This window comes from Ralstonia sp. 1138 (assembly GCF_040544795.1).
In the GTDB taxonomy this organism is placed as follows: Bacteria; Pseudomonadota; Gammaproteobacteria; order Burkholderiales; family Burkholderiaceae; genus Ralstonia; species Ralstonia flatus.
Window position 1 is genome coordinate 438,631 of record NZ_JBEPKQ010000004.1, and the last position, 12,173, is coordinate 450,803.

The 12,173-nt window shown below is 64.6% G+C and carries 11 protein-coding genes; 1 reads left to right on the forward strand and 10 read right to left on the reverse strand.

Annotated features, from left to right (window positions below; translation table 11 throughout):
• Positions 1-53: 53 nt before the first annotated feature.
• The 10 genes from ABIC76_RS19650 to ABIC76_RS19695 all read right to left on the reverse strand — a co-directional run bounded on the left by ABIC76_RS19650 (position 54) and on the right by ABIC76_RS19695 (position 11,765).
• A complete protein-coding gene (locus tag ABIC76_RS19650; RefSeq protein ID WP_027677706.1) occupies positions 54-344 on the reverse strand; it encodes a DUF1330 domain-containing protein in 291 nt (96 codons plus the stop codon).
• A 91-nt stretch (positions 345-435) separates the two neighbouring features.
• Entirely contained in the window at positions 436-1,290 is an 855-nt protein-coding gene (kdsA, locus tag ABIC76_RS19655) for a 3-deoxy-8-phosphooctulonate synthase (RefSeq protein WP_354534966.1), read from the reverse strand.
• 23 nt (positions 1,291-1,313) lie between these two features.
• Complete coding sequence (pyrG, locus tag ABIC76_RS19660; RefSeq protein ID WP_027677707.1) at positions 1,314-2,978, reverse strand: CTP synthase; 1,665 nt, start codon at positions 2,976-2,978, stop codon at positions 1,314-1,316.
• Between the two features lie 91 nt (positions 2,979-3,069).
• Entirely contained in the window at positions 3,070-3,891 is an 822-nt protein-coding gene (locus ABIC76_RS19665) for an alpha/beta fold hydrolase (protein WP_027677708.1), read from the reverse strand.
• 17 nt (positions 3,892-3,908) lie between these two features.
• Positions 3,909-4,811 (reverse strand): proteasome-type protease, encoded by a 903-nt coding sequence (locus ABIC76_RS19670; RefSeq protein WP_027677709.1) that lies wholly within the window; start codon positions 4,809-4,811, stop codon positions 3,909-3,911.
• Between the two features lie 83 nt (positions 4,812-4,894).
• Entirely contained in the window at positions 4,895-5,740 is an 846-nt protein-coding gene (locus tag ABIC76_RS19675) for a transglutaminase family protein (RefSeq protein ID WP_354534967.1), read from the reverse strand.
• Positions 5,741-5,798: 58 nt separating this feature from the next.
• Positions 5,799-6,749: an alpha-E domain-containing protein gene (locus ABIC76_RS19680; RefSeq protein ID WP_102065042.1), complete on the reverse strand. Its 951-nt coding sequence runs from the start codon at positions 6,747-6,749 to the stop codon at positions 5,799-5,801.
• A gap of 82 nt (positions 6,750-6,831) precedes the next feature.
• Positions 6,832-8,316: a circularly permuted type 2 ATP-grasp protein gene (locus tag ABIC76_RS19685; protein ID WP_027677712.1), complete on the reverse strand. Its 1,485-nt coding sequence runs from the start codon at positions 8,314-8,316 to the stop codon at positions 6,832-6,834.
• A 104-nt stretch (positions 8,317-8,420) separates the two neighbouring features.
• A complete protein-coding gene (locus ABIC76_RS19690) occupies positions 8,421-10,943 on the reverse strand; it encodes a DNA internalization-related competence protein ComEC/Rec2 (protein ID WP_354534968.1) in 2,523 nt (840 codons plus the stop codon).
• A 9-nt stretch (positions 10,944-10,952) separates the two neighbouring features.
• Positions 10,953-11,765 (reverse strand): TatD family hydrolase, encoded by an 813-nt coding sequence (locus tag ABIC76_RS19695; protein WP_354534969.1) that lies wholly within the window; start codon positions 11,763-11,765, stop codon positions 10,953-10,955.
• A gap of 98 nt (positions 11,766-11,863) precedes the next feature.
• On the opposite strand from ABIC76_RS19695, the gene ABIC76_RS19700 reads away from it, so the two are divergent.
• On the forward strand, positions 11,864-12,169 hold the full coding sequence (locus ABIC76_RS19700; protein WP_102065039.1) for a DUF2845 domain-containing protein: 306 nt from the start codon (positions 11,864-11,866) through the stop codon (positions 12,167-12,169).
• Positions 12,170-12,173: the final 4 nt, after the last annotated feature.

Below are 12,173 nucleotides of genomic sequence, written 5' to 3' on the forward strand. Positions count from 1 at the left end.
GAAAATCCCTCTTGGTGTCTTAAAGCAGGTAATGCTACGAGGTCGACCGGCGCTTAAACGCCTTCGACCACGATCATGTTCATGTGGGCAGCTTTGGCGCGCGCATTGCGGGCAGCGAGATATTCCTCGCTGTCGTAGAACGCCTTGGCGGCGTCGTAGCTCGGAAACTTGAGCACGACGATGCGGGTGGGGTTCCACTCGCCTTCCAGTTGCTCGGTCTTGCCGCCGCGCACCAGCGGCTCGGCGCCATGCGCTTGCATGGCCTTGGTCGACAGCGTCTTGTATTGCTCGTATTGCACGGGGTCTGTCACGTCCACGTACGCGAGGATGTAGCCAGCGGCCATGTGTCTCTCTCCGGAAGCCAAAACGAAAGCTGAACTGAGCGGAACCGAAAACGACAGCGGCGGCTGGTGGAGCCGCCGATGGTCGGAAGAATCAGTCGAACTGATTTTCCAGGAAACCGCTGCGCTTGGTGAGCGCGTCCAGTTCTTTCAGTACTGACAGCAAGTCTTTCATGCGGCGCAGCGGCACGGCATTCGGGCCATCTGATTTCGCGCATGCGGGATCGGGGTGCGTTTCCATGAAGACACCCGCAACGCCCGTCGCGATAGCTGCCCGGGCCAGCACCGGCACGAACTCGCGCTGACCGCCGGAGCTGGTGCCCTGGCCGCCCGGCAATTGCACCGAATGTGTGGCGTCGAACACAACCGGTGCGCCCGTCTCGCGCATGATCGCCAGCGAGCGCATGTCCGACACGAGATTGTTGTAGCCGAACGAAGCGCCACGCTCGCAGGCCATGAAGTTGTCTTCCGGCAGGCCGGCATCGCGAGCCGCGTGACGCGCCTTGTCGATGACATTCTTCATGTCGTGCGGCGCGAGGAACTGGCCCTTCTTGATGTTGACGGGCTTGCCGCTCTGCGCGCAGGCGCGGATGAAATCGGTCTGGCGGCACAGGAACGCCGGCGTCTGCAGGACGTCCACGACCTCTGCTACCGGCTTGATCTCATCGATCTCATGGATGTCGGTCAGCACCGGCACACCCACCTGGCGCCGCACTTCCGACAGGATGCGCAGGCCCTCTTCCATGCCCAAGCCGCGGAACGAAGCGTCCGACGAGCGGTTCGCCTTATCGAACGACGACTTGTAGATGAACGGAATGCCCAGCGCGCCGGTGATTTCCTTAAGCGTGCCGGCGGTGTCGATCGCCATCTGCTCGGATTCGATCACGCAGGTGCCGGCAATCAGGAAGAACGGTTTGTCGAGGCCGACTTCGAAATCGCAGAGTTTCATCGTATTTCCCGTGCGCCAGCGCGTTAGGCGACAGCGCGTTGCGCGGTCTGGTTGTGATGCGCCAGCGCGGCTTCCACGTAGGCCTTGAACAGCGGGTGGCCGTCACGCGGGGTCGAGGTGAATTCCGGGTGGAACTGCACGCCGACGAACCACGGGTGCATCGACGCCGGCAGTTCCATCATTTCCGGCAGGTTTTCCGACGGCGTACGCGCCGAGATGATCATCCCGGCCTTTTCCAACTGCGGCACGTAGTGGTTGTTCACCTCGTAGCGATGGCGATGGCGCTCGTTGACTTCCGCACCGTAGATCGCCGCCGCCTTGGTGCCTGGCTGAACCGGCACGCGCTGCGAGCCCAGGCGCATGGTGCCACCCATGTCGGAGTCGGCCGAGCGCTTTTCGACGCGGCCATCGCGATCCAGCCACTCGGTGATGAGCGCGACCACCGGGTGTTCGGTCTCGTCGTTGAATTCGGTGCTGTTGGCGTCCTTCATGCCAGCCAGATGGCGCGCAAATTCAATCACGGCCAATTGCATACCCAGGCAGATGCCCAGGTACGGCACGCCCTTTTCGCGGGCGTATTGAATTGCGCGGATCTTGCCTTCCGTACCGCGCTTGCCGAAGCCGCCCGGCACCAGCACAGCGTCGAGCGTGTCCAGCACCTGCGTGTGGCCCGATTCGAGTTCTTCAGAATCGATGTACTCGATATTGACGCGCGTGGAGGTGTGCAGGCCGGCGTGGCGCAGTGCCTCGATCAACGACTTGTACGACTCGGTCAGGTCAACATACTTGCCGACCATGCCGATGGTGATCTCGTGCTGCGGATTTTCCAGCGTGTGCACCATGCGCGCCCATACGGACAGATCCGCCGGCGGCGCTTCGATACGCAGCTCTTCGCAGATGATGCGATCCAGCCCCTGCTCGTTGAGCATCTGCGGGATCTTGTAAATGGTGTCGACATCCCACACCGAGATGACCGCGTCCTGCGGCATGTTGGCGAAGAGCGAAATCTTCGCGCGTTCATCGTCGGGAATCGGACGGTCGGCGCGGCAGAGCAGCGCGGTCGGCTGCACGCCAATTTCGCGCAGCTTCTGCACCGAGTGCTGGGTCGGCTTGGTCTTCAGCTCGCCGGCGCTGGCAATGAACGGCACCAGCGTCAGGTGCGCAAACGCCACCTGGTTGCGGCCCAGGCGCAGGCTCATCTGGCGGGCGGCCTCCAGGAACGGCAGCGATTCGATATCGCCCACCGTACCGCCGATTTCCACGATCGCCACATCGGCCTTGCCGTCGTGCGATGCCGCGGCACCGCGCTCGATGAACGCCTGGATTTCGTTGGTGATATGCGGAATGACTTGCACCGTCTTGCCGAGATACTCGCCGCGACGCTCCTTGCGGATCACGGATTCGTAAATCTGGCCTGTGGTGAAGTTGTTCGCCTTGCGCATCTTGGCCGAGACAAAACGCTCGTAGTGGCCAAGATCGAGGTCGGTTTCTGCGCCGTCCTCGGTCACAAACACTTCGCCGTGCTGGAACGGGCTCATGGTGCCCGGGTCGACGTTGATGTAAGGATCGAGTTTGAGGAGGGTGACTTTGAGGCCGCGCGACTCAAGAATGGCCGCGAGCGAGGCGGCGGCGATGCCCTTGCCGAGTGAGGACACTACGCCACCGGTAACGAATACGAACTTGGTCATGACCTAGCTTGCCGGGGAAAGCCGGATTATAGCAAAGGTCCCCCCTCCGCTCCGTGACAGAACGGTGGAATTTGCCCGAGAGCAGTCTCGCCTACGCGGCGTGCCGCATGGCGCCTGCGTTGGCGCGCATTTCGCCGATCAATTCGCGGATCAACTCGGCCGTTTCCAGCGGTTTCTCCATCGGATAGAGATGGCTGCCCTCGATCCAGCGCAGCCTGCTGCCGACGATGCGCCGCGTCGCACCCAGTCCGACCTGACGAATCTCGCGCGAACGGGTGCCGGCCACAAAGCTGACCGGGAATGCCGTGCCGCCCGCGACCTTTCGCCCCATGTTGGTCGGCAAGGTGCGGTAAATCTGGTATTCGATTTCGCGCGAGAAGCGCAGTGTGCGCTCCCGATCACGGCCGGTCGGCTCGGTGCCATGTTCGACATAGTCGCGCAGCACGTCTTCGTCCCAACGATCGAACTTGCGTTTGGCCTTGAAGTGGCTCCAGACGGCGTCGAGGTCGGGCCACAGATGGCGCCGGTTCTTCGTCGCTGCGGCGGGCGACTGACTCTCGTCGATGTCCAGCCATTGCGCCACGCGCAGCAGCTTGGCGCGCCATCCTGCGATGATCGGCGAATCGAGCATCACGACGCCGCGCACGCGCTCGGGCCGGCGCAGCGCCGCCATCAGGCTCAGGAAGCCGCCCAAAGAATGGCCGACCAGCCAGACCGGCTCGGCCTGCGCGTCGATTTCTGCCAGCAGCTCTTTCACCAGGCCGGGCCAGGAGCGCGTGACCGGAAAACGCGGATCGTGCCCAAAGCGCTCCACCGCGCGGATGTCGAATTCATCACCGAGCACACCAAGCATCTTGCGATACGTGCCGACCGGAAAGCCGTTGGCATGCGAAAAGAGCATCACGTCGCGCATTGCAGATCCCGTGCCGTTCAGCGTGACTTCTGGGATCCGCCGGCCACGCGCTGGATCGTCGACACCTGCTCCAACGCGGGGCCGGGCGCGCGGTCCGGCGTGGCGGGCGCCTCGGCTGCGGGCGGCGCAATGCGCACGGGCCCAACCTCCGCGGAGGGATGCCCCTCCCGGCGCAACGGGTGCGACGGCGAAGTGCCGGTTTCCCAATCCGGATCCTCGATTTCAGCGAACACCTGGCGCAGGCGCTTGCCCCACGTGCCGCGAATCATCGCGAAATACGGATTCTCTTCGTCGATGGCCACAAAGCGCGTCACCCGCAGGGAGTCGGTTTCGTAGACCAGCAGATCCAGCGGCAACCCCACCGAAATATTCGACTTCAGCGTCGAATCCATCGAGATGAGCGCGCACTTCGCGGCTTCGTCCAGCGGCAGCCCCGGGCTGACCACGCGGTCAATGATCGGCTTGCCGTACTTGGCCTCGCCGATCTGGAAGTAGCAGTTCTCGGGCGTGGCCTCAATGAAGTTGCCCGCCGCGTAGACGTTGAACAGGCGCGGCCGCTCTGCGCCGATCTGCCCGCCAAAGATGATGCTGACATTGAAGTCGATCTTGGCCTTGGCCAGCGCCGCGGCGTCGCGGTCATAGACATCGCGTACGGCTTCGCCGACGATCGTGGCGGCCTCGAACATGTCCCGCGCCGTCCACAGCGACCGCGGCTTGCCGCGTGCTTCGGTCAACACTTGGCGCACGGCCTGGCTGATCGCCAGATTCCCAGCCGTCAGCAGCACCATGACGCGATCGCCTTCGCGCTCGAAGACGGTCATCTTGCGGAATGTGGAAATGGCGTCCACGCCCGCATTCGTGCGGGAATCGGACAGGAACACAAGGCCTGCGTCCAGGCGCATGGCGACGCAATAGGTCATGGGCGAAGCGACAAACGGAAACGGTGTGTGAGGGGCATTCTAGCGCGCCGGTCGGAACCCATCCGCGCGCTTGGAAGCGGTGCTCAATTCACGCCGACAGCCTCGACGGGCAGCGGCTCGATGGAAATACGGACGTCGAGCGTCTCGGCGCCTCCGCCCTGCCGCACGCCGCGCACCGGCGCAGCGGATTGATAATCGCGCCCCACCGCCAAGCGGATGTGGCGCGTATCGGTAAAGCACTGGTGAGTGACGTCGATGCTGCACCAGGTGTGCGATTCGGCGTCGAGGCACACGTCGGCCCAGGCGTGGCTGGCCAGGTCTTCTTCCCCGACGGCATGGAAATAGCCGCTGACGTAGCGCGCCGGCACGCCCAGCGCGCGGCAGCAGGCGACCATCACCTGTGCCTGGTCCTGGCATACGCCGGCACCCAGACCAAATGCCTCCGCAGCGGCCGTGCCGACATGCGTGGTGTTCGGCTTGTAGCGCACGCGCTTGGCGATGGCCTGCGCCAGCCGCATTGCCGATTCGGCATCGCCCGGCACCAGCGCGTGCTCGCGCGCAAAGTTGACCATCTCCGGCGGCGCGGAAGTCAGCGGCGTGGTGGCTAGAAAATACAGCGGCGAAACGCGATAGCGGCCTTGGCCCGGCGCATCGACAAAGCGTTGGCTGCCGGGAGCGCCCGCAGGAAACGCCTCGACAACACCGCGCGCCTCGATGGTGACGTCTTCCGTACGCGTGCCGAGGGTGAAGTGATGGACGACGTTGCCGAAACCGTCGGTGGCGCGCGTGAGGTTGCCGGGCGCGTGGATCTGCCAGCTATCCACCTGCTGCAGCTCGCCGCTGCGCGGCGTCAGCCGCAGCTCATGCACGCTATGGCGTAGCGGCTCGGCATAACGGTAGACCGTCGTATGTCGAATTTGGTATTTCACGATGACACGGGCGCCGCCCGAAAGCGGCGCCCCGATGTATGCACAATGCCCTGCAGGGTCATGCGACTTCGAGCGGCACCAGGAAATCCTGGCTGATGCCGTTGCCCAGGTCGCCGATCCGCTCCAGGAAGTTGGTCAGCCAGGCATGCAGGCCGACCGAGAAGATATCTTCGATGCGGGCGTACCGCAGGTCGGCGTGCAGTTTACCAGCGCGCCGCTCCGTCTCCGCCGATTGACTGTTGCGCACGGTGGAAAGAATGCTCACCACCTCGTCCATGCTGGCCAGCAGGGAGCGCGGCATATCGCTGCGCAGGATCAGCAGCTCCGCCACGCGCGTCGGCGTAATGACGTTGCGATAGATCTTGCGATACACCTCGAAGCCCGACACGGAGCGCAGCGTGGCGGCCCAGTGATAGAAGTCGCCCTGCTCGGCGGCCGATTCATCGCGCGTCGGCGTGGACTGGAACTTCACGTCGAGCAGCCGGGCCGTGTTGTCCGCACGCTCCAGGAAAGTCCCCAGCCGCATGAATTGGAACGCGTCATCCGTCAGCATGGTGCCGACCTGCACACCGCGCGACAGGTGCGAGCGAAACTTCACCCATTCAAAGAATTGCGATGGATCGTCGCGCAGCATGCCTTCGGCAATCAGGCGCTGGACATCCAGCCACGTGGTGTTGATGGTTTCCCACACCTCCGTGGTGAGGGAACCGCGCACGGCTCGGGCGTTCTCGCGCGCGCCGCGCAGGCAGCTCATGATCGACGACGGATTGGTCATGTCGCGCACCATGAAATCGATCACGTCGTCGCGCGAAAGCAGGCCGTAGCGATCGGCAAAAACCCGGGTGAGTTCGGAAATATCGAGCATTGCCCACCAGCCCTGCTCCGCCACTTCGGCCGATTGCGGCATCAGCGAGGTCTGGTAGTTCACGTCGAGCATGCGGGCGGTGTTCTCGGCGCGTTCGGTGTAGCGCGCCATCCAGAAAAGGTGGTCTGCGGTGCGGCTGAGCATGGCGTTCCCTTCTACGTATTCGATATGCGGTGGATCGACTGATCGATTGATCGATGGCCAGGTTGCGTCGCTGCGCGAACGTTCAGCGCTCCAGCACCCACGTGTCCTTCGTTCCGCCGCCCTGCGATGAGTTGACCACCAGCGAGCCGGCCCGCAACGCCACCCGCGTGAGGCCGCCGGGCACCATGCGCACGTCCTTGCCGGACAGCACGAACGGCCGAAGATCGATGTGGCGCGGTGCGATACCGGCTTCCACATACGTCGGGCAAGTCGACAGCGCCAATGTAGGCTGCGCGATGTACTGATCGGGGCGGGCCTTCACCACCTCGCGGAAAGCGGCGATCTCCTCTTGCGTGGCAGCTGGGCCGACCAGCATGCCGTAGCCGCCCGCGCCGTGCGTTTCCTTGACCACCAGCTCGCCCATGTGGTCCAGGACGTATTGCAGGTCATCCGGCCGGCGGCACATGTACGTCGGCACGTTGTTCAGAATCGGCTCCTCGCCCAGGTAGAAGCGGATCATGTCCGGCACATACGGATAGATCGACTTGTCGTCTGCCACGCCGGTGCCGATGGCATTGCAAATGGTGACGTTGCCAGCGCGATAGACCGACAGCAGGCCGGCTGCGCCCAGCGAGGAATCGGGCCGGAAGACGAGCGGATCGAGGAAGTCGTCGTCCACACGGCGGTAGATGACATCGATGCGCTGCGGGCCCTGCGTCGTGCGCATGTAGAGATGGTCGTCCTGCACGAACAGGTCGTGCCCCTCCACCAGCTCGACGCCCATCTGCTGCGCCAGGAAGGCATGTTCGAAATACGCGGAGTTGTACATGCCGGGCGTGAGCACCACCACCGTCGGGTCCGCAATGTTCTGCGGCGAGACGCTGCGCAGCATGTCGAGCAGCATGTCGGGGTAATGAGCGACCGGCGCCACACGATTGCGTGCGAACAACTCCGGAAACAGCCGCATCATCATCTTGCGGTTTTCCAGCATGTACGACACACCGGAAGGCACGCGCAGGTTGTCTTCCAGCACGTAGAACTCGCCCTCGCCGGCGCGCACGATGTCGATGCCCGCCACGTGCGCGTAGATGTCGCGCGGCACGTTGACGCCAAGCATGTCCGGCCGATATTGGGCGTTGTTGTAGATCTGGTCGGGCGGGATGACGCCCGCGCGCAGGATGTTCTGCTCGTGGTAGATGTCGTGGAGGAAGCGGTTCAGCGCATCAACGCGTTGTCGCAGACCGCGCTCGAGCGTGGCCCACTCGCTTGCGGGAAAGATGCGCGGAATGATGTCGAACGGGATCGTGCGCTCGGTGCCGCTGTTCGACTCGTCCTTGTCGCCGTACACGGCAAAGGTGATGCCGACGCGGCGGAAGATCAGGTCGGCCTCGGCGCGCTTGTTCTGCAGCGTCGTGGCGGATTGCGCGCCTAGCCATTCGGCGAAACGTCCGTAGTGGCTGCGAACCTCGCCCTGCTGGACGAGCGCTGCCGGGGCCGGTTCGGCGGCATGGGGGCTGCGGTCCCCGTCATGCCAGTTGAGCATTTCATCGTAGAACCGGACTGCCATGCTTTTCTCCCCTGACGGCGCCGCGCGATGTACGCGGCACGTGGTTTTTATAGCACAGCGGTTTTGCCCCCCACAATGGGGCCAACCCGTTGTGCCACCAGTTTTTACGGCTGGGCGTCGAAGGCGCCGGTGGCCGTTGCCAGGGGTTCCACTTCCTGTGCGGAAGACCAGTACCGCGGCCGCATGGCGCGGGCGGTCTGGATGTCCAGCACATCGCCGTCGGTCTGAATGACGACGGCACCGGTCTTGTCCGTGCGCAACCCGTCGATGTCGCGCGCTACGTAGCGCTGCCAAACCTGCGGATGCGGATGTCCGTACCGATTGCGGTAGCCGACCTGGAAAACCGCCACCTGCGGAGAAACCGCGTCCAAGAACGCGCCGCTGGAGCTTGTCTTGCTGCCGTGATGAGGCACAAGCAAGATGTCTGCCATCAGTCGCTCAGGCGTTTCCGCAGCGATGAGCGCGCTTTCCTGGGCGGCTTCGATATCGCCGGTCAGCAAGGCAGCGTGGCGGCCATTGGCGATCCGCAGCACACAACTGCGGGCGTTGCTCGACACGCGCTCGCTTTCAGCCGGCAGGCGCAGCGGGTGCAGCACCTCAAAGACAACGCCGTCCCACGTCCATGCTTGCCCAGCCAAACACTCGGCAAAACCGATGTCTTTGGCATCGGCCGTGCCTCGCAGGGCATGCCCGGGCGGCAAAGACGCCAACATGGTGCGCACCGGCACCGCGCCGATCACCGTTTCGGTGCCACCGGCGTGGTCGCTGTCTTCGTGGCTGACGACAAGCGTGTCGAGCACTTCCACGCCGTGTGCTCGCAGGTAGGGAGCGATGACGCGGCCGGCGGCATCCGCATGGTCGCCGTAGCGGGGGCCGGTGTCGAACAGCAGGCGGTGGTTGGCCGTTTCGACCAAGGCCGCCGCACCCTGGCCGATGTCGAAGGCGACGAGCCGGAATTCGCCGGGCGATGGCAATGGCACGCGCGCCAGCACCAACGGCAAGAGGAGCAAGGCACCCTGCGCGCGCCACGCCCATGCGCGCAGACCACCCGGCACCAGCAATAGCGCCACCGCAACCATCGATAGCAACACTGCCCACATGGGCGCAACCGGCGCAACCCACACAGACCAACGCGGCGCCGCCAGCCATTCAAGCCAGACGACCAGCCACCGGAAGCTCGCTTCGGCCAACATCAGAACCGGCTGCGCCAGCGGGTCCGGAAGCGCCGCGCCGATCAGCGCCAACGGCGTCGTCACAAAACTGACCGCGGGAATCGCCAGCCCATTCGCCGCTGCGGAAACGACCGAGGTCTGCTGGAACAGCAGCAACGTCAAGGGCAACAGCCCGAATGTGACCGCGAACTGAATCCGCGTGCCGCCAGCCAGCGTGCGGCGCGTGCGTTCGACCCAGCCGTCTGCGTTGTCGTTGCGATGACCATCGAGCGCCATCTGCGCGGCGACGAAGATGATCGCCACCGCGCCGAAGGACAACCAGAACCCCGCCGACATGACCGCCCACGGGTCCACCACCGCCACCACGGCCGCCGCCCAGCACAGCGAGAGGCTGGCGGGCACATTGCGATCGGTCAGCCGGGCGATGGCGACGGTGGACAACATCAGCAGCGTGCGCTGCGCCGGCACGCCCATCCCCGCGAGCAGGCAGTAGACGAACGCGGCCAGCATCGCCGCGATGGCGCCTGCGCGCGGGGCCGGCATGCGTAGCGGCAATGGCACGCGGAGCCAGCGCGTCAGCCCGAACGAGCGACGCCACAGCGCCATCCACAACGCTGCAAACAGCCCGGCGATCATCGTGATGTGCAACCCCGAAATGCTGACCAGGTGACTGATGCCGGTGCGACGAAACAGGTCCCAGTCGTCGCGGGCGATGCCTCTCTGGTCGCCCACCACGAGCGCGACGATGACCGCCGCGTAGCGCGCATCGGGCAAGGCATCGAGGATGTGGCGCCGCACGCTGGCCCGCCAGCGCTCCACGCCAATGGCGAAATCGGTGCCTGCCTCATCCAGCGCGATGTTCTGTGCGCGCTTGCCTGTGCGCACATAGCCGACGGCGCGGATGTTCTCGGCGAGCATCGCGTACTCGCCGTCGAAGCCGCCGGGGTTGACCAAGCTGTGCGGGCGCTTCAGGCGCAGCGTCAGTTGCCAGCGTTGGCCGGGCTGCAGATCGGGAATGCCGGCACGTCGGCCTGGCGTTGCATCTTCCTCGCCCGCGTTGCGCCACGTTCGCGCGCCATACCAGGACAGGCGCACGCGGGGCGGCACGGCATCGCCCGCATTGCTGGATTCGATGTGGAAGAGAAAGCGCGTGGCGTCATCACCGGTCTGCGGCAGCTCGGCCACCACGCCGGTCGCGATGATGTCCTTGCCTTCCCACGCAGGAGTGAGCGCGACGGCTAAGCGTTGCTGCGCGCGCCAGTCGCTCCAGCCAAAGCCCGCGGCGATGGTGCTGGCGACGAACAACACAGGAAACAACATCGGCCGACGCCGCGTGACAGCAGCCAGCGACAGACAGAGCACCAGCACGCCAAGCGGCAGCCATACCGGCGGCAGCGTCGCCTGCATCTGCAATGCCACGCAGCCGGCGACAAAGCCGATCAACGCAAGACGCATGTGCGGGCGTCAGGCTTGCAGGAGCGCTGCCAGGCGGGGAATGGCGTCGATGCTGTTACGGCGCGCCTGGTCCGCCAGCGCTTCAATGGAGATGCCGCGCAGTTGCGCCATCGCGTCGGCAATGCGGGCGATTTCCGTTGGCGCATTGCGCACGGCGCTCTGCTCGCCGAACTGGTCGTCGGCAAGCCAGGCGGGGGCCAGGTCGGGGGCATCGGTTTCGAGCACGATCGATTCGATCGGCATGTCCTGCGCCAACCGACGCACGCGATTGGCCCGCGAAAAGGTAAAGACGCCGCCAAACCCGAGCTTGAAGCCGGAATCGACAAAGCGACGCGCCTGTTCCGGGCTGCCGTTGAACGCGTGCGCAATGCCGCGGACGCCCGCCTTGGCAGCGGCGCTGCACACCTGATCCTGCGACTTGCGCACGTGCATCAGCACAGGCAGGTCGAATTCGCGTGCGATACGCAATTGCGCGCGGAACACGGCGCTCTGCCGGTCAACGTCGTAATTGGGAATGAAGAAATCGAGACCGATCTCGCCAACGGCCACGAAACGCGGGTCGTCCATTGACGCAGCAACCTGACGGCGCAGTTCGAGCAGGTCGTCGTCACTGGCCTGCGCGGCGTAGATCGGATGGATACCCAGCGCATAACTGCAACCGGCATGCCGATGTGCCAGCGCCCGCACCGTGTCGAAATTCCAGCGTGCCACCGCCGGCACGACGATGTGGTTGACGCCCGCTGCATGCGCCTGCGCGACGACCGCATCACGGTCGGCATCAAAGTCGCTGGCGTCGAGGTGGCAATGGGTGTCGATCCACATGGTCAGTTCTGCATTGGAAAAAGCACGCAACGTACCCGAAAGGTGCTGATCCTAGAATCCGCGATTTCTGATATTGGCGCCCGTGCGCGCATAACCCGATGAAAACAGCCACCTTGACCTGTGCGGCGCTTGCCCTCGCGCTGGCGACGCTGTCCGCCCACGCGGAAACCCTGCGCTGCGGCACCGGCTATATCGTCAAAGCCGGCGACAACAAGGCCGACGTCCTGCAGAACTGCGGGGAACCCGTCATGCGCGACACGTTCTGCAGCGCGTCGCGCAACGACAGTTCCTGCGGCAACGTCGAAGAATGGACGTACAACCCCGGCCCGGGCCAATTTATGACGACGCTGCGCTTTGTCGAAGGCCGATTGCAGTCCATCCGCTACGGCAATCGGGTGCGCTGAAGCA

Bases quoted from the DNA above. Each gene is read 5' to 3' on its own strand.
- ABIC76_RS19690 (WP_354534968.1), bottom strand. From the start codon at position 10,943: ATGCGTCTTGCGTTGATCGGCTTTGTCGCCGGCTGCGTGGCATTGCAG.
- ABIC76_RS19670 (WP_027677709.1), bottom strand. From the start codon at position 4,811: ATGACCTATTGCGTCGCCATGCGCCTGGACGCAGGCCTTGTGTTCCTG.
- ABIC76_RS19685 (WP_027677712.1), bottom strand. From the start codon at position 8,316: ATGGCAGTCCGGTTCTACGATGAAATGCTCAACTGGCATGACGGGGAC.
- ABIC76_RS19700 (WP_102065039.1), top strand. From the start codon at position 11,864: ATGAAAACAGCCACCTTGACCTGTGCGGCGCTTGCCCTCGCGCTGGCG.
- ABIC76_RS19680 (WP_102065042.1), bottom strand. From the start codon at position 6,749: ATGCTCAGCCGCACCGCAGACCACCTTTTCTGGATGGCGCGCTACACC.
- ABIC76_RS19695 (WP_354534969.1), bottom strand. From the start codon at position 11,765: ATGTGGATCGACACCCATTGCCACCTCGACGCCAGCGACTTTGATGCC.
- kdsA (WP_354534966.1), bottom strand. From the start codon at position 1,290: ATGAAACTCTGCGATTTCGAAGTCGGCCTCGACAAACCGTTCTTCCTG.
- ABIC76_RS19650 (WP_027677706.1), bottom strand. From the start codon at position 344: ATGGCCGCTGGCTACATCCTCGCGTACGTGGACGTGACAGACCCCGTG.
- pyrG (WP_027677707.1), bottom strand. From the start codon at position 2,978: ATGACCAAGTTCGTATTCGTTACCGGTGGCGTAGTGTCCTCACTCGGC.
- ABIC76_RS19665 (WP_027677708.1), bottom strand. From the start codon at position 3,891: ATGCGCGACGTGATGCTCTTTTCGCATGCCAACGGCTTTCCGGTCGGC.